Annotated in this window: 18 protein-coding genes; 8 read left to right on the top strand and 10 right to left on the bottom strand. The window is 68.2% G+C overall.

The features are described 5' to 3' along the window. Positions 1-2: 2 nt before the first annotated feature. Positions 3-494, bottom strand: coding sequence for a DUF1269 domain-containing protein (locus tag ACFYRU_RS28760; RefSeq protein WP_387664034.1), 492 nt, complete (start codon positions 492-494; stop codon positions 3-5). A gap of 155 nt (positions 495-649) precedes the next feature. On the opposite strand from ACFYRU_RS28760, the gene ACFYRU_RS28755 reads away from it, so the two are divergent. The 5 genes from ACFYRU_RS28755 to ACFYRU_RS28735 are packed head-to-tail and all read left to right on the top strand — an operon-like array spanning position 650 to position 5205. Further along, entirely contained in the window at positions 650-1552 is a 903-nt protein-coding gene (locus ACFYRU_RS28755; RefSeq protein ID WP_387664032.1) for an ABC transporter ATP-binding protein, read from the top strand. Beyond that, positions 1549-2283, top strand: a complete 735-nt coding sequence (locus ACFYRU_RS28750) for an ABC transporter permease (protein WP_387664030.1) — start codon at positions 1549-1551, stop codon at positions 2281-2283. The genes ACFYRU_RS28755 and ACFYRU_RS28750 overlap by 4 nt, the downstream gene beginning before the upstream one ends. A 23-nt stretch (positions 2284-2306) precedes the next feature. Then, entirely contained in the window at positions 2307-3443 is a 1137-nt protein-coding gene (locus tag ACFYRU_RS28745; RefSeq protein WP_387664028.1) for a sensor histidine kinase, read from the top strand. A gap of 10 nt (positions 3444-3453) precedes the next feature. Beyond that, the gene (locus ACFYRU_RS28740) at positions 3454-4062 is read left to right on the top strand and encodes a response regulator transcription factor (protein WP_387664026.1); all 609 of its coding nucleotides are present in this window, start codon (positions 3454-3456) and stop codon (positions 4060-4062) included. A 45-nt stretch (positions 4063-4107) separates the two neighbouring features. Then, positions 4108-5205: a sulfite oxidase gene (locus ACFYRU_RS28735; RefSeq protein WP_387664024.1), complete on the top strand. Its 1098-nt coding sequence runs from the start codon at positions 4108-4110 to the stop codon at positions 5203-5205. A 232-nt stretch (positions 5206-5437) separates the two neighbouring features. Here ACFYRU_RS28735 and ACFYRU_RS28730 read toward each other — a convergent pair whose 3' ends face one another. The 9 genes from ACFYRU_RS28730 to ACFYRU_RS28690 all read right to left on the bottom strand — a co-directional run bounded on the left by ACFYRU_RS28730 (position 5438) and on the right by ACFYRU_RS28690 (position 15037). Next, a complete protein-coding gene (locus tag ACFYRU_RS28730) occupies positions 5438-5893 on the bottom strand; it encodes a DUF3592 domain-containing protein (protein WP_387664022.1) in 456 nt (151 codons plus the stop codon). A 42-nt stretch (positions 5894-5935) separates the two neighbouring features. Next, positions 5936-7390: a multicopper oxidase family protein gene (locus ACFYRU_RS28725; protein WP_387664020.1), complete on the bottom strand. Its 1455-nt coding sequence runs from the start codon at positions 7388-7390 to the stop codon at positions 5936-5938. Then, positions 7383-7796 (bottom strand): DUF6220 domain-containing protein, encoded by a 414-nt coding sequence (locus ACFYRU_RS28720; RefSeq protein WP_387664018.1) that lies wholly within the window; start codon positions 7794-7796, stop codon positions 7383-7385. Before ACFYRU_RS28720 ends, ACFYRU_RS28725 begins: the two co-directional genes overlap by 8 nt. Beyond that, positions 7793-8464: a DUF1707 domain-containing protein gene (locus ACFYRU_RS28715; RefSeq protein WP_387664016.1), complete on the bottom strand. Its 672-nt coding sequence runs from the start codon at positions 8462-8464 to the stop codon at positions 7793-7795. The genes ACFYRU_RS28720 and ACFYRU_RS28715 overlap by 4 nt, the downstream gene beginning before the upstream one ends. 169 nt (positions 8465-8633) lie before the next feature. Beyond that, entirely contained in the window at positions 8634-9989 is a 1356-nt protein-coding gene (locus tag ACFYRU_RS28710; RefSeq protein WP_387664014.1) for an ABC transporter substrate-binding protein, read from the bottom strand. Beyond that, positions 9986-10825, bottom strand: a complete 840-nt coding sequence (locus ACFYRU_RS28705) for a carbohydrate ABC transporter permease (RefSeq protein WP_387664012.1) — start codon at positions 10823-10825, stop codon at positions 9986-9988. The genes ACFYRU_RS28710 and ACFYRU_RS28705 overlap by 4 nt, the downstream gene beginning before the upstream one ends. 35 nt (positions 10826-10860) lie before the next feature. Next, positions 10861-11802 (bottom strand): carbohydrate ABC transporter permease, encoded by a 942-nt coding sequence (locus ACFYRU_RS28700; RefSeq protein WP_387664010.1) that lies wholly within the window; start codon positions 11800-11802, stop codon positions 10861-10863. 36 nt (positions 11803-11838) lie between these two features. Then, positions 11839-13953 (bottom strand): alpha-galactosidase, encoded by a 2115-nt coding sequence (locus tag ACFYRU_RS28695; RefSeq protein ID WP_387664009.1) that lies wholly within the window; start codon positions 13951-13953, stop codon positions 11839-11841. Between the two features lie 166 nt (positions 13954-14119). Continuing rightward, the gene (locus ACFYRU_RS28690; RefSeq protein ID WP_387664007.1) at positions 14120-15037 is read right to left on the bottom strand and encodes a DNA polymerase beta superfamily protein; all 918 of its coding nucleotides are present in this window, start codon (positions 15035-15037) and stop codon (positions 14120-14122) included. Between the two features lie 147 nt (positions 15038-15184). On the opposite strand from ACFYRU_RS28690, the gene ACFYRU_RS28685 reads away from it, so the two are divergent. The 3 genes from ACFYRU_RS28685 (at position 15185) to ACFYRU_RS28675 (ending at position 17735) form a co-directional block, all read left to right on the top strand. Continuing rightward, positions 15185-15754: a helix-turn-helix domain-containing protein gene (locus ACFYRU_RS28685; protein ID WP_387664005.1), complete on the top strand. Its 570-nt coding sequence runs from the start codon at positions 15185-15187 to the stop codon at positions 15752-15754. After that, positions 15751-16404 carry an SRPBCC domain-containing protein gene (locus ACFYRU_RS28680; protein WP_387664003.1) on the top strand — a complete coding sequence of 218 codons (654 nt, stop codon included), beginning with the start codon at positions 15751-15753 and terminating at the stop codon, positions 16402-16404. Before ACFYRU_RS28685 ends, ACFYRU_RS28680 begins: the two co-directional genes overlap by 4 nt. A 179-nt stretch (positions 16405-16583) precedes the next feature. Next, entirely contained in the window at positions 16584-17735 is a 1152-nt protein-coding gene (locus ACFYRU_RS28675) for a hypothetical protein (protein ID WP_387664001.1), read from the top strand. Positions 17736-17763: the final 28 nt, after the last annotated feature.

Below are 17763 nucleotides of genomic sequence, written 5' to 3'. Positions count from 1 at the left end.
TCCTAGTCCGCGAACAACTCGTGGATCGCTGCCTCCTGGTCGTCCGACAGGTTCGACTCGATCAACTGCGCCCGCAGTCCGGTAGCCCGAAACGTGTTCCGGATCTTCTCCGTGTCCTCCTCACTCGACAACAAGAACAAAGCCGAAGTCCCCGGCGTCACCTGATCCCGCACGCTCTTGATGAAGTCGTCGTCGATCCCCACATCCACCAAGGACCCGGCCAACGCCCCCGTAGCCGCACCGAGCGCCACCCCGGCCAACGGCCCGAGAAACACGGTCCCTAACAGCAACCCCCAGAACATCCCGCCCAAAGCCCCCGCCCCCGCCAGATTCCGCACCTGCCGGGTCCGCGGCCGCCGCCCCTCCGGCTGCCAGGACACCGACGCGGCATCATGCACCCGGATCACCCCGTCCTTGGCCAGTCCCTCCAGCGTCCCGATCGCCTGGTTGGCCCCGTCCCAACTCCCGAACTTCCACACCGTCAAAGTCCCCATAACCCAACCCGTACTCCCCCGGGCCCCCGTCCACCACCCCTCGAGCCCCAGGACCGACCCTGAAGCCGGACCCTGAGAGTGGGCTGACGGATGTCATGGATGGGTTGTGACGAGTGGTCCAGGTGCGTGGCGGCCGGGTTCGCGATGCTCTTGGTATGACGACAACGACTGCGGTCAGCCTGCGGGGTGTGACCAAGAAGTATGCGGATGTGCAGGCCGTCGCCGGGGTGGATCTGGATATCCGGGCCGGTGAGGTGGTGGCGCTGCTGGGACCGAACGGGGCCGGCAAGTCGACCACGATCGAGATGCTGCTGGGGCTCGTACGGCCCGATCAGGGGACGGTGCAGGTGTACGGGGGTACGCCGACCGACGCGATCACCAAGGGCCAGGTCGGGGTGATGCTGCAGAGCGGCGGGATCATCGAGGACGCCAAGGTGGGCGAACTGCTGAACCTCGTGGCCGGCCTGCACCGCAACCCGATGCCGGTCGAGGAGGCCCTGGAACGCGCCGGGATCGCCGACCTCACCAAGCGGACGATGAAGGGCCTGTCCGGCGGCCAGAAGCAGCGGGTGCGGTTCGCGATGGCGATCATCCCGGAGCCGGACCTGATCGTGCTGGACGAGCCGACGACCGGGATGGACGTCGAGGCCCGGCGTGACTTCTGGGCGTCGATGCACGCGGAGACGGCCCGCGGGCGGACCGTGCTGTTCGCCACCCACTACCTGGAAGAGGCGGACTCGTACGCCGATCGCGTCGTGCTGATGCGGAACGGCAAGGTAGTTGCCGACGGCACCGCCGCGCAGATCAAGGCGAGCGTGTCCGGCCGTACGATCCGCGCGACCGTACCGGGTGCGGACCTCGCCGCGCTGGCGTCGCTGCCGGGCGTACGGAACGTGGAAACCCGTGGTGAGGTCGTACTGCTGCAGTGCGCGGACTCCGACAACACGCTGCGGTACCTGCTCGAGAACACCAACGCACACGACATCGAGGTGACCTCGGCGGATCTCGAGGACGCCGTACTGGCCATCAGCTCGGCCCAAGAGGAGACCCTGGCATGAACCGCGACTACCTCGTCTTCGACATCCGCCGGACGCTGCGGAACCGCCGGGTGATGATCTTCTCGGTCCTGATGCCGGTGGTGCTGTTCCTGATCTTCGGCCTGACCATCCCGAAGGAAGCCAGCGAGGGCGGGATCTCCGCGATCGCGTACGTGATGGTCAGCATGGCGATGTTCGGCTCGATGTCCGCCGCGATGAGCAGCGGCGGCGTGATCGCGGCCGAGCGCGACGGCGGCTGGAACCGGACACTCCGGCTGACGCCGCTGAAGCCGCAGGCGTACGTCGTCAACAAGGTGATCCTGAGCCTGCTGCTGGCGATCCCGCCGCTGATCGTGGTGTTCCTGTTCGGGATGATCTTCGGCCACGTGCACCTCAGCGCCACCCAGTGGACCACGGTCGCACTGGTGTCCTGGCTCGGTGCGCTGCCGTTCGCGGCGATCGGTCTGGTCATCGGGTACATCGCGAAGCCGGACAGCGTGCAGCCGATCACCGGTCTGAGCACGATGCTGATCGCGGCCTTCGGCGGGCTGTGGCTGCCGGTCGACCAGATGCCGTCGATCATGAAGCACATCGCGCAGCTCACGCCGGCGTACTGGACCGGCCAGACCTCGCGGAGCGCGCTGACGCAGAGCGGACTGGACACCCACGCGCTGCTCGTCGTGCTCGGCTGGACCGTCGTACTCGGCCTCATCGGGCTGCGCCGGTACCGCGCCGACACGGCCCGCGCCTGAGCCGAGGGCTTACCGTAACCATCGTGAAGAGCAACGACAGCCTCAGGGTCCTGGACGGTATGGCCGATCGTGTCGGCGCCGGCCCGGGCCGCTGGGGCTGGCTCGCGGCCGGGATCTGGCTGTTCTACCTGGCCCAGCCGTTGCAGAGCATCGCCGAACGGCAGCACGGCGTCGTACAGGTCCTCGGTTTTCTCAACCTCGCCCTGTTCGCGGCGAGCTATCTCGGGTTCTTCGGGCTGCTGCGGCGGATGGCGCGTCAGCATCTGCTGGCGCGCTGGCAGCGGGTCGGGTACCTGGGCCTGATGCTCGCGCTCTGCCTGCTGATGGTCCCGACCGCCGGGCAGACCGCGCTCACCGGGCTCGTCTACATCGGGTCGGTCGCGATGATGCTGCTGGACCTGCGCGCCTCGTTCGCGTTCGTCGCGTTGCTGCTGCTCGGTGCCGAGGTCTCGATGCGGGTCGTACCGGGGTGGACCGACGACGGGAGCTACGGGTTCGCCATCTTCCTCGGTGCGCTGGCCGTGTACGGGATGCGCCGGGCGATCCAGCGCAGCATCGAGCTGAGCGCGACCCGCAAGGACATGGCCGAACTCGCCGTACAGGAGGAGCGGAACCGGTTCGCGCGGGACCTGCACGACATCCTCGGGCACTCGCTGACCGTCATCACGGTCAAGGCGGAGCTGGCCGGGAAGCTGATCGCGGCGAACCCGGAACGGGCCGCGTCGGAGGTCGCCGACGTCGAGAGTCTCGCCCGGGCGGCGCTGGCCGACGTACGGGCGGCGGTCGCGGGGTACCGGGAACTGAGTCTCGCCGGGGAGCTGGTGTCGGCGCGGACCGCACTGCAGGCCGCGGAGATCAAGGCGGACCTGCCGACGACGATGGACGAGGTACCGGAGGAGAACCGGGAGCTGTTCGCGTGGGTGGTACGGGAGGGCGTGACGAACGTCGTACGGCACTCCGGGGCGAAGCGGTGCACGATCAAGATCACGGCGAACCAGATCGAGGTACTCGACGACGGGAAGGGGCCGACGCCGGGCGGGGGCGCGTCCGGCCACGGGCTGGTCGGGCTGCGCGAACGGGCCGACCAGGCGAACGCCGGCCTGCAGGTCGGTCAGGCGCCGGGCGGCGGGTTCCGGCTGGCCGTCAAGGTAGGCCTGTGAGGATGGTGCTGTGAGTATCCGACTGTTGATCGCCGACGACCAGGCGCTGGTTCGTGGCGCGCTGGCCGCCCTGCTCGATCTCGAGCCCGACCTGGAGGTGGTGGCCGAGGTCGGCCGCGGCGACGAGGTGATCGACGCCGCGAAGAACTCGCAGCCGGACGTCGCGCTGCTCGACGTGGAGATGCCAGGCCTGGACGGTATCGAGGCCGCTGCGGCGCTGCGTACGGCCGTACCAGGGGTTCGGGTGCTGATGGTGACCACCTTCGGCCGCCCCGGGTACCTGCGCCGCGCGATGGAGGCCGGCGCCGCCGGGTTCGTCGTCAAGGACACGCCCGCGACACAGCTCGCCGACGCCGTACGGCGGGTCCACCAGGGGCTGCGCGTGGTCGATCCGTCACTCGCCGCGGAGACGCTGGTCGCCGGTACGAGCCCGCTGACCGGCCGCGAGTCCGACGTACTGCGGGCCGCCCGGGACGGAGGTACCGTCGCCGACATCGCGAAGGAACTCCACCTGTCCGAAGGCACCGTCCGCAACCACCTCTCCGCCGCCATCGGCAAAACCGGCGCCCGCACCCGAGCCGAAGCCGCCCGCATAGCCCTCGACAACGGCTGGTTGTAGCCGGTCCCTACCACTAGGGTTGTCCTTGGGGAGGGGGGATCTGCGATGTCTATTGGGGACTTCAGTGTTCGGGGGCGGTTGGCGGACACCGGTGAGGGGATCACGGCCGACGAGTTGCAGTTGGCGGCGCGGAATCATGGGATGCCGTTGGAGGGGCTGCGGTACGACGTGACGCCGCCGGGGCTGCACTACGTACTCGTGCACTACGACATCCCGGCGACGGCGGCCGGTGACTGGCGGCTCACGGTGGGCGGGTGTGTGGACGAGCCGTTGTCGTTCGGGTTGACCGAGTTGCGGGCGATGGGCCGGCGGACGATCCGCGTCACGCTCGAGTGCGCCGGGAACGGGCGAGCGACGCTGCAGCCGCGGCCGATCAGCCAGCCGTGGTTGTCGGAGGCGGTCGGTACGGCGGAATGGACCGGTGTACTACTCGCCGATCTGCTGCGGCTGGCGGGTCTGCGCGAGGACGCCGTCGACGTGGTGTTCACCGGCGCGGACCACGGGGTGGAACGCGGTGTGGAGCAGGACTACCAGCGCGGGCTGTCCGTCGCGGAGGCGGTCGAGTCCGGCGCGATCGTGGCGTGGGAGATGAACGGTGGGCCGTTGCCGCCGCAGCACGGATACCCACTGCGGCTCGTCGTACCGGGGTGGTACGGGATGGCCAGCGTGAAGTGGTTGCGGTCGATCGAGGTGATCGACCACCAGTTCGAGGGGTTCCAGAACGCGGTCGCGTACGTACTGCGGAAGGCGCCGGACGATCCGGGCCGCGCGGTGACGCGGATCGAGCCGCGGGCGCTGCTCGTACCGCCCGGGTTCCCGGACTTCATGAGCCGCCACCGGTTCGTTGCCGCGGGCACCGTTCCGCTGTTCGGCCGGGCGTGGTCCGGGTGGGCGCCGATCGAACGGGTCGAGGTGAGCACCGACGCCGGGGTGAACTGGCACGAGGCGAAACTGGATGCCCCCGGCAACGACGAGCTGGCCTGGCGGGCGTTCGCGTACGACTGGGAGGCGACCCCGGGCGAGCACGTCCTGACCGTCCGCGCGTACGACACCAGCGGCCGCGAACAACCCATCGAGGCCGAGTGGAACCGCGGCGGCTTCTCCAACAACACCGCCCAACGCATCACCGTCCTCGTCACGTAGGCGTGTCGTTCACCGGATCCTTCCGGCCTTCGTCACATCCTGTGAGAAGGACACGGTTCTCACTTCCAGGAGTGGTGCGGTGAACGACAACCAGCTACACGCACGGGTCTTCCGAACGCTGGACGAGTGGTACGCCGACGTAGACAACCAACTCGACCCCCAACCGGACAACCCCCTCTGGCACGGCTCCTACACATCCCAGACAGCCGCCCTAGAAGCCGCCTGCACCCACCTAGCGGCGCTGGAACAGGCGTCCTGAGCCTCGACCGAACGCGATCGCCAGCCCGATCGTGAGCATCAGCAGGCTGACGGCGATGACGAACGGCCAAAGCCACCACGGAATCGACCAGTCGACCTGCGCGGCTACGACGTCCGACGGATCCTTCGGGTCGACGACCACATCGATCCGGTCCCCCGCCACCGGCTTCGGATCCAGTTGATTGCCTCCGTCGACCTCGACCGGCACGCCGTCGCTGGGGCGAGTCACCGTAACGGTCACCTTGTGAGATTTGGACCATTTGTCCTGGGTGACCGACAGGACTTCGGCGTGCTGAATCGGACCGTTTGCGATCAGTTGCTGATTGTGATGCCTGCTCGAAATGCCGAGCGGCAGAATCGCCAGCGCACCGAGTGCGATCGGTATACCGACGAGCACCCGGACGATCCGCGGAAGCACCTGCAGTCCCATCGGAACATCATGAGACAAGGACACCCGTCCTAGAAGACAGTTTCACTCGGGTTTGTTGTGGGAGGTGCCGCCTACTCGGTAGGGGGTGGTGGTGCCTTCGTACATGAGGTGGGTCATCAGGCCTTGGGAGGCGTGGGGGAGGTTGTGGCAGTGGTCCATCCAGAGGCCTGGGTTGTTGGCTACGAAGGCTATTTCGTAGGTTTCCTTGTTGCCCACCTCCAGGGTGTCGGTCCACCAGGGGGAGCCGGTGGCGGCGACGCCGTTGCGGGAGAGGACGACGGCGTGGTGGCCGTGGAGGTGCATGGGGTGGGACTGGCCGCTGGTGTTGGAGATCTTCATCCGGACCACGTCACCCTCGGCGACCATGAACATCGGTACGTCGGGGAACTTGTGGCCGTTGATCGTCCACCACAGACCGGGTTTGCCGTCCAGGAAGCCGGCGGACCGGCCGATGCGGTAGTCGAAGGTACGATTCGGCTTGGACGGGTCGAACCCCAGCGGCGCGGGCGTCCCGTAATTCAGCAGGTCGACGGTGTCCGCGGGCAAGTCGCCGGTCGGTGGATCAGCTGGGCCGATCCCGAGCGACAACGACGACGTACCGGCCACCAACCGCATCCCACCCGCCGGCACCAGGGCCTCAAGGTCGACCCGCCCGCCGGCAGGCAGGGCGTACGCGGCACTCACCGGCGTCGGCCCGTGGACGTCCGCCCCGTCGACGGCGACGACCTTGTACGGCGTACCGACGAGCCCGACCCGCAGGATCGCGTTGTCGGTGTTGATCACCCGTACGCGGGCCCTCGTACCAGCCGGCACGTCGACTCGCCCAGCACCACTCCGCCCGTTGATCGTGCGCTTGCCGTCGTACGTGTGGATCGTCGCGATCACCTCACCCGGGGTGGCCGGCGCGATCACGACCGGGCCGAACAGCCCGCCCTTCACCTCGTCGCTCGACACCTGATGCGAGTGGTACCAGTACGTCCCGGCCTGCTCCGCCTTGAACCGGTACACGTGCTTCCCGCCGACCGGTACCGCGTCCTGCGTCACCCCGGCGACACCGTCCTCCGCGTTCGGTACGTCGATGCCATGCCAGTGCAGGGTTGCGCCGTCCTTCACGGACTCGTTCACGAACGTCACCTGGACCAGGTCACCGACCTTCGCGCGGATCAGCGGCCCGGGCGACGTCCCGTTCACCGTGTAACCGTCGACGGTCTCGCCGGACGCCAACTGGTACTTCTGGTTCCGCGCGATCAACGTCACGTTCACGTCCGGCGTACCCGTCTTCGGCCCGGTCAGATCCGCGACGCTCATCCCCTGCATGTGATCCATGTGGCCCATCGAGCTCGGACCGCCGCCGTAGTCGGCGTAGCCCATCTCGGCCGGGTTGTACGAACCCGGGACCAGGCTGGTCACCCAGAGATAGCCGAGCGGTACGAGTACCGCCAGCGTCACCCCTAGCGCGACCAGCCGCCCCCACTTGCGTTTCTTGACCTCAGGCACTGGTCACGGGTTCCTTCGGTACGACGGCCCGCCGCGAGGCGACGCTTGCGACAGCGGCGACCGCCAGACCGTTCAGGCCGTGCAGTACTCCGAGTGCCGGTACCCCGAAGGACACCGTCGCGAGGACGAACTGCAGCGCGACCAGCAGGACCACGACGCCGGCGAGCGTCCGGCCCCGCGGTACGTCGGTCAGGAACGACGCGATCAGCAGTACCAGTGCGAGCAGGCCGATGACCATTCCGGCGATGCTGTGGTACGCCTCGCCGAAGTTGCTGTAGTCCGCGCCGATCGCCGTTCCGTTGTTGGCGTCCTTGGCGATGGTGAAGCCGGACAGCGCGATCGACGCGACCTGCAGGGCGACGGCGATCGCGATCAGCATGCCGGAGATCCGGTACACGGTTCTCATGCGCGGCGCTCCGTCCGGCGCTTGCGGATCACGTACACCGCGGCAACCACCAGGAGGATCGGCAGGATCGGCGGGTGGCCCGCGCCGAGTACACACCCGATGGACGCCAGTACGCCGAACACGCCCAGCATGATCAGCAACGGAAGCGGCATCCGCCCGACAAACCCACGGCCCGCGCCCGGACCGAATCCACCAGGCCCCCCGAATCCCCCGCTGCCGGCACCAGGCCCCGAGTTCCCAGCACTGGTGGAGTTCTCCGGAGCGGTCCACGGTGGCTTGCGCCAGCCCCACGGTCCTGCCCAGCCCTCGCCGCCCTCGCCGCCCTCGGCGGCGCCGGGTGCGCCGTAGCCCGCTCCGCCGTAGCCGGGTTCCCCGCCAGGTGCGCCGTAGCCTGCTCCGCCGGGAGCGCCCTGGCCTGCTCCGCCAGGTGCGCCGGCGCCCTGCGCGCCGTAGGCGCCGGGGGTGCTTGGCTGGTGGGGGCCGGGGAGGTCTGCGAAGGGCTCGCGCAGGTCTGCTTCGGTCTTGGCCTTCAGGGCCTGGTCGACTCGGTCGGAGTGTTCCTCCGTGGTGAGCCGGCCGGCTTCGTAGTGTTCGCCGAGGCGCTTGACGGCGTCCTCGCGTTCGCGGTCGCCGATGCGGATCGGGCCGCCCGGCCTCTCCTCGTTCATGACTCTCCCTGGTGGTCGAAGGTTCTCCGATGCCACCAAGGTTGTCGTCGCAGGCCCCGATCCGCGTCGCCTCAGCGGCGACACCTCCGCTACCCCCGGAGGAGCACGCTGCACCGCTCGACGCAGTACGGCGTACTCCCCCGGGCGTAGTCCCACCCAGGGTCAACCCTTAGCTGTTCACCGACAGGATCTGGTTCACGTCCTTGTTCGCCTTCGCCAACGACGACGGCTCCGCCTCGAACGACATCACCGCGTCCATCGCCGGCGTCATCACCGCGGTCACGTCCGCGGCGTTCGGGTTGGCCGGGTACGGGAACACGTCGCCCGCCTCGACCGGCTCCAGGAACGGCGTGACGTCCCACCCGCTCTTCGCGAACGCCGCCTTCGCCGCCGGCATGCTCGCCGCCACCGCCGGGAACACCACGCCCGCCTTCGCGACGATGTCCTGCGCGGTCTGCGACCCGAGGAACTTCACCCACGCCCACGACGCGTCCCGCCGCTTCGTACCGGCCCAGATGGTGTCCGCGAGCCCGTTCATCATCGACATCCGCTTGCCGACCGGCCCGATCGGCAGCCGGGCCAGCTTCGTCTTCACCTGTTTCAGCGTGCCGTACGTCCCGAGCATCCACGACCCGTTCGGCGTGATCGCGTACTTCCCCGCGCCGAACGACGTGGTCACGTCCACGCCCGACTTCGCCTGCGCGTACGTCGGCATCAGGCCCTTGGTGATCAGTCCGCGCCACCACCCGATCGTCTCGGTGAACTTCGGGTCGCCGTAGAAGAACTTCGTCCCCCACGGTTCACCCTCGGAGTACTTCCACCCGTTGCTCGCGGCGTACCAGCTCCAGCTGGTCTGTCCGTCACCGCCGCCGGCGTCGGCGTACCCGAGTCCGTACACCTTCACGTTGCCCTTGTCGAACCCCGGCTGGTCGCCGCGGCGGCCCTTGGAGTCGACGGTCAGCCGGCGGACGATCTGCTCGAACGTCCCGCCGTCCTGCGGGTTCCACGTCATCGAGTTGAGCTGCTCGGTACTGATCCCGGCCGCCTCGGTCAACGCGCTGTTGTAGAAGTACACCTCGGTGTCCCAGTCCTTCGGCAACCCGTACCGCTTGCCGTCGGCACCGATCCACCGCTCCGCGAGTCCCTTCTGGTAGATGCCGAGATCAACGTTGTCGCGGGCAACGTACGAGTCGATCGGCAGCACCTGCCCCTTGGCCGCGAACAACGGGTACTTCGAGGAGTGCCCGGTGAACACGTCCGGCGCGGTGTCCGAGATGAACCCGGTGACGAGCTTCGACCAGTAGTCGTTCCAGCCGTACTGCTCGATCTTCACCGAGTACTGCGGGTTCTGCTCGTGGAACACCTTCGCACACTCGGTGTACATCGGCAGCTGCGCCGAGTCCCACAGCCAGTAGATGATCTCGCCGTCGCCCCGGGCCGCGGCCCCGTTGTTGCATGCGGCAACAGCCGGCACGGCGAGCGACGCGAGTCCTGCCTTCAGCAGGGTCCTTCGAGAGAGGTTCATTTGATCCCCGAGAAGCCGATGGAGTTCGTGATCCGCTTGGCGAACGCCAGGAACAGGATGATCATCGGCAGCGCCGCGACCAGCGTCGCCGCCATCAGCCCGGCCCAGTCCGGACCGCCCTGCGGCGTCTGCGAACGGAAGACACCCAGCGCGACCGTCAGCACCCGCACGTTCTCCTGCTGGCCGACCAGCAACGGCCAGAAGTAGTCGTTCCAGGAGTTGATGTAGGTCAGGATCGCCAGCGTCGCGATCGGCGCACCGCTCATCGGGATGATCAGCCCGAAGAAGATCCGCCGGTGCCCGGCGCCGTCGATCATCGCCGCCTCCTCCAGTTCCCGGTTGATGCCGAGGAAGAACTGCCGGAGGAAGAAGATCGCGAACGGCGTCATGAACGCGCCGGGCAGGATGATGCCGGCGAAGCTGTTCAGCAGGCCGAGGTTCTTGATCAGCACGAAGTTCGGCAGCGTGGTGAAGATCGGCGGCACCATCAACGCGGCCAGGAACAACGCGAACACCTTGTCCCGTCCGGGCCAGCGCAGCCGGGCGAACGCGTACGCCGCCATCGCACTGAAGAACACCTGGCAGGCCGTGGTAATAGTTGCCACCACCAACGAGTTCCGCAGGTACAGCCAGAAGTTCACGGCCGCGCCGGAACCGCCCTGCGCCTGCGCCTCCTCGATCGACGAGAGCCCGAGGACCCGTTTGAACGCGCCGAGCGTGGTCTCCACCGGCAGCAACGAATGCGGGTGACCCGGCAGCTGAGTGTTGTCCGAGAACGCCGTACGCAACATCCAGTAGAACGGGAAGAGCGTCACGACGAGGAGGATGAAAAGCATGACCCAGGCAACGGTTCTGCCTACGCTGACTCTTCTCATGCGAGATCACTCTCCTTGGCGCGGAGCAGCCGCAGCTGCACCAGCGACACCACGGCGAGGATCGCGAACAGCACCAGCGCCATCGCGGACGCGTACCCGAAGTCGAACCGGGTGAACGCGCGCTCGTAGATGTAGTAGTAGATGACCCGCGTCGCGTTGATCGGACCGCCTTGGGTCGTCACCGCGACCGTGTCGAAGATCTGGAACGACCCGATCATGGTGACCACCAGGACCATCACCAGAACGGGCCGCAGCAACGGCAGCGTGATCCGCCAGAACGTCTTCCACTCGGTGGATCCGTCCACCTCGGCGGCCTCGTAGACGTACGCCGGGATCGTCTGGAGGCCGGCGAAGACAAGGAGCGCCGTGTAGCCCATGTGCCGCCAGACGTTGATGCCGGCAACGGTCGGGATCGCCCAGTGCGAGTCGCCGAAGAACGCCACCGGGTCGATCCCGAACCAGCCGAGGAACGTGTTCACGACACCGACCTGGACGTCGAGCATCCAGTACCAGACCAGCGCGACGACGACGTTCGCGACCAGGTACGGCGCCAGGATGATCGCGCGGACCGTGATCGACTTGGTCAGCCGGTACATCAGCATCGCGATGCCGACCGCCAGGACGGTCTGCAGGCCGATGTTGATCACGACGTACTCGACCGTGACGCCGAGCGCGTTCCAGAAGAAGCTGTCGTGGATCATCCGGTCGTAGTTGGCCAGCCCGTTGAACTTCGGCGCCGAGAGCAGGCTGTACTCGGTGAAGCTCAGGTACGCGCCGCGCAGCGTCGGCCAGATGTAGAACACGACGAAGCCGAGCGTGGCCGGGGCGAGGAAGATCATCGCGACCTTTAGGTCACCGAGGCTGCGCCGCTTCCCTGGCGGCGCCGCGTGTCCCCCGTGACTTCGTTCGGTTTCCGGTGGTGCGTTGGTTGTGGTCACGGGGGATCTCCTTCTTCTGTGCCTGCGCCCGGGCGGCTACCCGAGCGCTGTGACGTTCAGCAAGATCGCGCTCTCCGGCCATTGCGCGGGCATGAGTACCCCGACCGAGGCGAGGGCGGCGCCGTTCAGTTCCACGCTTCCACCCTCGGCCGACCAACCCGCCGACCGCGACTCGGGACCGGGTGTCGCGACCTTGCTGACGCGGTACGTCGTCTGTGGGTCCAGTCCGGGCAGCCGTACGCGGCCGACGGCGGACGTCACCGACTGCGCCACCTGTACGACGCTGAACACGCCGCGCGACCTGTCCTGCCCCACGACGCCGTGGACGAGGACGTCCGCGGGACCGCGGTCGGCGCGGACCACGCGCCCGGTGTGCAGCAGCGGCCGGAACTCCTTGTGCAGCGCGACCCAGCCCTTCAGCTCCGCGCGCTCCTCGGGAGTCGCCGACGCGATGTCCCACTCGATGCCGAAGTGGCCGAACAGCGCGGTGATCGCGCGGAACGACAGCGTCTGCGTACGGCCGGTGGTGTGCGCGCGCGGCGGGCCGACGTGGCAGCCGATCAGCTCCGGCGGCAGCAGGAGTTGCGTGTACCGCTGGATCGTCTGCCGTTCGAGCGCGTCGTTGCTGTCACTGCCCCAGACCCGATCGGTGCGCTCCAGGATGGCGAGGTCGACGCGGGCGCCGCCGGACGAGCAGGACTCGATCTCCAAGCCCGGGTGCCGGCGCTTCAGCTCGTCGATCAGCCGGTACACGGCAGCGGTCTGCTCGTGGATGCCGGCGGTACCGGTGTGCTGGTTGCCGCCGTCAACGAAGTCGCGGTTGTGGTCCCACTTCAGGTACGCGATGTCGTACTCGTTCAGGATGCTGTCGAGGCGCTCGAGGATGTAGTCGTACGCCGCCGGGATCCCGAGGTTCAGGCCCTGCTGGTTGCGGGCGGTCGGGGGCATCCGGTCGCCGGCCGCGAGGATCCAGTCCGGGTGCTCGCGGGCCAGGTCGGAGTCCGGGTTCACCATCTCCGGCTCGACCCACAGCCCGAACTGCAGGCCGAGGCCCTTTACATGGTCGACCAGCGGGTGCAGGCCCTTCGGCCAGATGCCCTCGTCGACGTACCAGTCACCCAGGCCGGCGTGGTCGTCGCGACGCCCGCGGAACCACCCGTCGTCGAGCACGAACCGCTCGGCGCCGACCTCGGCCGCCGCGTCCGCGAGCGCCTTCAGCTTGTCGAGATCCAGGTCGAAGTACACCGCTTCCCAGGTGTTGAGTACGACGGGACGCTCGGTGTGCGGGTGGTTCGGCCGCGCCCGCAGGTACTTGTGGAAGCGCTGCGACAACTGGTCGAGGCCGACGCCGTACGACCCGTAGATCCACGGGGTGCTGTACGTGCCCTGGGGTGCGATGCGGCCCTCGCCGGGGAGCAGCAGTTCGCCGCCGCCGATCACGCCGTACCCGGTCATGCCACGTTCGGCGTACGAACGATGGTTGCCGCTCCACGCGGTGTGTACGCCCCAGACCTCGCCGGTGCGGAAGCCGAAGCCCTCGGTGCCTGCCAGCAGCAGGAGGGTCGCGTCGGCACCGGTACGGCCGCGGCGGTTGTCGCGGATGTGCGCGCCCTGCGTGAATGCGTGCCGCTGCGGGTGCCGTTCGCCGATGTGCCGGCCGGTCATGTCGAGCAGTTCAGTCGCCTCGGTCGGGACCGGCAGCGCGAGGTGCAGGGCGTCGACGGTGTACGTCGTCGTACCGGTGTTGGTCAGGTCGGCCTTGGCCTTGACCAGGCCGGAGTCGGTGAGCTCGATCGTGAGCTTCAGCTCGAGCCCGGCGTCGGCCGCCTCGAGTTGCACGGTGTTGCCGCTCTGCGCGACGTTGGTGAGGCGGAAGCTCGCGGAGAAGTCCTGGCCGTCGCGGTGCCCGTTCAGGCCGGGCAGGCCGAACCAGCCGGCCGAGTACTCCGGCACGATCGCGACCGGGCGGTCCTCGTTCAGGCCGCTGCCGCTCTGCACCGCTCCGGCGCCGCGGCGCAGTTCCAGCAGAGCATCCTCGGTCAGCTCGCCAAGGTCCGCACCCCAGTGCAGGACGGACGGAAGGCCCGGACCGGAACAGTCCAGCACCAGGCTGACGCCCGCGGCCCGGAGCTGCAGAATCTCGATGTTCACCACTGTTGATTCACTCTGCTTTCTGATTGATTTCAGGACGGAACTATTTACCCCAGCAACCCCGGTTGTCAATGCTTCACGAAGTTAAGTAAATAGCCTACGACTGGCACCGTTGTCAGAACAGAGCCTCCGGCAACCGCTCTCCATCGACTGCGGCCGGCGCGGGTCAGACGTCGCCGAGGCTGCGCTTCCGGACCGATCGCAGCCAGTTGTCGACGGTCGCCACATCTGGGGTGCCCGGAAGGACCGTGCGGCGCAGGGCGTCGTCGAGGTCCTGATGCAGGTCCAGCCGCCAACGCTCCACCTCGTTCCACGGCAACTCGCCGCGTTTGATCATGAGCAGACGTTCGCGGTAGGGACCGACGTCGACGACCAGCGTTGCCTCTAGCAACAGTTCGCGGGCGGACAGCAGCAGCCGGATCAGGTGCATGACGTGTTTCCACTTCGGCGCACCGTCGCGGCGGAAGTCGGTCTCGAGCTTCTTGAACTGGCTGAGCACGTAGCCGGAATACGTTTGATAGGCCAGCTGGGACAGGAACGCCGTGCGGAGGTGGACGAGTTCCTCGCCCAGTGCGGTCTGGCGTACGACAAGGGGTGAGTGCAGGACCTCGAGCAGGTTCGGGTTCGACTTGAGGGCGAGTTCGCAGAAGCGTTCGACCTCCCACGAGAACCACTCCGGCTCCGGCCCGTCCACGTGCGTCGGCGGCTTCGCCAGCGACCAGAACGCCTCGGTCGGCGCGACGTACACGCCGCGGGTGTCGGTGTCGGACTCCTCGGTGTCCAACCCGAAGGCGCGGGATCCGACGATGGCCGCGTAGATCGTGTACTCGCGGACCAGACGGTAGCCGTCCGGCCGGCCGAGCTCGATCGCCTCGTCCTGGTACGCCGACCGCAGGGTGAGCTGATCGCGCCGCGCCACGGTCTCCCGCCCATCAGCCAACCGCACCGCGTACCGCCCGTCCGCGGTCATGCCGACCACCCGCCCGGTCGCCCCACGCCGCACCGCGCCATCGGGACCGTCGGTCCCCGCCACCCGCAAAACCACCTGCGTGCCGATCGGCAACTGCGGCCCCTGGACTCCCACCCCGCCATGCTGCCCGACCCCCGGACCCCCACGCCATCACATTCGCCCGGCCGGCACCCGCACCCCGCTCGCGAGGTACGGACGCCCTCGATTGCGATGGCCTGGCGGTCCATTGACAAATTTTCCTGTCAAGTAGACATTGAGAGCATGCTGCGATTCGTCGAGGAGCCGGAGAAAGTTCGGTTGGCGTTGTCGCCGATCCGGCGGCGGCTGCTGGAGCTGCTCCGCGAGCCGTCGTCGGCGACCCAGCTCGCGGCCGCGCTCGACCTGCCGCGGCAGCGGGTGAACTACCACCTCCGCGAACTCGAGAAGGCCGGCCTGGTCGAGCTCGTCGAGGAACGGCGGCGGCGCGGCTTCACCGAGCGGATCCTGCGCGCGTCCGGCGGGCTGGTGGTCGACCCGGCGGTGATGGGCCGTGCGTTCACGCAGATCCAGGACCAGTACGCCGCCGAACACCTGGTCGAGGTTGCGGCCGGGACCGTACGGGACGTCGCGCGGATGCAGACCGCCGCCGACGCCGACGGGAAGCGGCTGCTGACGTTCACGGTCGAGGCCGAGGTGCGGTTCGCGGAGCCGGCTGACGTGCACCGGTTCACCGACGCGCTGGCGGCGGCGATGCAGCAGGTGGTCGACGAGTTCGACAGCGCCGGCGGACGGCAGTACCGCGTGGTCGCAGGCGGCCACCCGGCGCCCCGACGTACCGAAGGAGAGTCATGAAGATCGAGGTGACGGTGGCCGCTCCCGTGGAGACGGTGTGGAACGCGCTGCGGGACCGCGACAAGATCCGGCACTGGCACGGCTGGGAGTACGAGGGCGGCCTGGACGAGGAGATCGAGCAGATCTACTTCACCCGGGCGGTGGAGGACGGTACGACGCTCCGCCTCGGCAACGGCGACGTCTTCGCCGTCGAGGCGGTCGAGGGCGGCTCCCGCGTCACGCTCACCCGCGCGCCACTCGGGGCGGACCCCGACTGGGACGCGTACTACGACGACGTCACCGAAGGCTGGATCACCTTCCTGCACCAACTCCGCTTCGCGGTCGAGCGGCACCCGGACGACGTACGCCACACGCTGTTCTTCGCGGGCGTCGGCGCCGTCTCCCCGATCGAGGACGGCGCGCTGGACCTGGTCCCCGGGGACAGCGAACTCTGGTACCGCACGGACCACCAGCTGGGCCTGGTAGTAGATGCCTGGGGCAACGGCCTGCTCGTACTCAGCCATCTCCCACCCAGCGAGAAGAAGCCGGCCGGTGCCTCGATGGCGATCCTCTCGCTCTACGGCGACACCGACCGCGATCTGCTGGAGGCGCAATGGCGGGCGTGGTGGACCGAGCGCTATCCGGAGCAGGTGAACCTGCCCGGCACCTGACACAGCACCTGACACGGCGGTGACAGGGCGCAAGTGTGCCAGTACTCTGAGTCTACCGAGAGTTGTTACCGGGAAGTATCTCGTCGGTGACCGATCGGTCACCGAACTCCGGCGAGAGAGGCCTTCCGGTGACAACTCCCAGAAGTCGTCGAGTCTCAGCAGCGATCCTTGTGCTCTCCATGACCGGGCTCGGCCTGGTCGCTCCCCCGGCGCACGCCGACGGTCCCGGATCCGGGACGCCGTACGTGGTGACCGTTGGGGACTCCTACATCTCGGGCGAGGCCGGCCGGTGGGCCGGGAGCTCGAACGACTCCGAGACCCCGGCCGACGCGCTCGGCGGGACCGCGTACTACGACAACGCGAGTCACACCGCCGAGGTGATCCCGCGCTGCCATCGCAGTCAGTCCGCCGAGGCGTACATCGGTGGCGGCGTCGGCGGGCTCAACCTCGCCTGCTCGGGCGCGCGCACCACGACCTCCACCGGGGACTACTTCAAGCCCGGTATCGACTTCTACGACGACGGTGCCGGGCATCTCGGCCAGGCGAAGATGCTGCAGCAGTTCGCGGCGAGCCACAACGTGAAGCAGGTGGTCGTCTCGATCGGCGGCAACGACTTCAACTTCGCGTCGGTCGTCACGCAGTGCGTCCAGGACTTCCTGCTGTCGCCGTCGTGGAACCCGGACTACTGCAAGGACGACTCGTCCGTCGTCGCGAACTTCACCGCCACCAACGTCGCCACCGTCCGCGGCAAGATCGCCACCGCGTTCCAGAACCTGCGGACCGCGATGCGCAACGCCGGGTACGGCGACACCGCGTGGAACCTCGTCGTACAGACGTATCCGTCGCCGATCCCGTCGGCCACCGGGTTCCGGTACGGCCAGAGCGGCTACACCCGGCAGAGCACCGGCGGCTGCGGCTTCTGGAACGCCGACGCCGACTGGGCCAACAGCACCGCGCTCGTCACGATCAACAACACGGTCCGCGACGCGATCGGCCAGTCCGGGCTGAGCAACACGCGCCTGCTCGAACTCCAGTCCGCCTTCAACGGCCGCCGCCTGTGCGAGAAGGGCGTCGGCCTGTACGAGGAGGTCGGCCTCAGCTCGTGGACCCAGCCGACCGCCGTCGACAGGACCGAATGGATCAACCAGATCCGCACCGTCACCACCGTCGGCTCCGACTACTACATCCAGGAGTCCCTGCACCCCAACTACTGGGCCCAACTGGCGCTCCGCAACTGCGTCCGCCAGACCTACACCCAGAACCGCGGCGGCACCTGCACCATCGCCGGCACCGGCCTCACCAACGGCGAACCCCGGATGACCCTGAGCTGAGAAACAAGTCGGCCGCCGTACCCTCCGG

The organism is Kribbella sp. NPDC004536, from assembly GCF_042873835.1.
Classification (GTDB): domain Bacteria; phylum Actinomycetota; class Actinomycetes; order Propionibacteriales; family Kribbellaceae; genus Kribbella.
The sequence above is the reverse complement of the archived record's forward strand: the minus strand, read 5'-3'. Positions and strand labels throughout refer to the sequence as shown.

What these genes read in the sequence shown, in the direction of transcription:
- ACFYRU_RS28715 (WP_387664016.1), bottom strand. Translation starts at nt 8,464, where the DNA reads ATGAACGAGGAGAGGCCGGGCGGCCCGATCCGCATCGGCGACCGCGAA.
- ACFYRU_RS28710 (WP_387664014.1), bottom strand. Translation starts at nt 9,989, where the DNA reads ATGAACCTCTCTCGAAGGACCCTGCTGAAGGCAGGACTCGCGTCGCTC.
- ACFYRU_RS28750 (WP_387664030.1), top strand. Translation starts at nt 1,549, where the DNA reads ATGAACCGCGACTACCTCGTCTTCGACATCCGCCGGACGCTGCGGAAC.
- ACFYRU_RS28680 (WP_387664003.1), top strand. Translation starts at nt 15,751, where the DNA reads ATGAAGATCGAGGTGACGGTGGCCGCTCCCGTGGAGACGGTGTGGAAC.
- ACFYRU_RS28735 (WP_387664024.1), top strand. Translation starts at nt 4,108, where the DNA reads ATGTCTATTGGGGACTTCAGTGTTCGGGGGCGGTTGGCGGACACCGGT.
- ACFYRU_RS28720 (WP_387664018.1), bottom strand. Translation starts at nt 7,796, where the DNA reads ATGAGAACCGTGTACCGGATCTCCGGCATGCTGATCGCGATCGCCGTC.
- ACFYRU_RS28675 (WP_387664001.1), top strand. Translation starts at nt 16,584, where the DNA reads ATGACCGGGCTCGGCCTGGTCGCTCCCCCGGCGCACGCCGACGGTCCC.
- ACFYRU_RS28755 (WP_387664032.1), top strand. Translation starts at nt 650, where the DNA reads ATGACGACAACGACTGCGGTCAGCCTGCGGGGTGTGACCAAGAAGTAT.
- ACFYRU_RS28730 (WP_387664022.1), bottom strand. Translation starts at nt 5,893, where the DNA reads ATGGGACTGCAGGTGCTTCCGCGGATCGTCCGGGTGCTCGTCGGTATA.
- ACFYRU_RS28685 (WP_387664005.1), top strand. Translation starts at nt 15,185, where the DNA reads ATGCTGCGATTCGTCGAGGAGCCGGAGAAAGTTCGGTTGGCGTTGTCG.
- ACFYRU_RS28760 (WP_387664034.1), bottom strand. Translation starts at nt 494, where the DNA reads ATGGGGACTTTGACGGTGTGGAAGTTCGGGAGTTGGGACGGGGCCAAC.
- ACFYRU_RS28705 (WP_387664012.1), bottom strand. Translation starts at nt 10,825, where the DNA reads ATGCTTTTCATCCTCCTCGTCGTGACGCTCTTCCCGTTCTACTGGATG.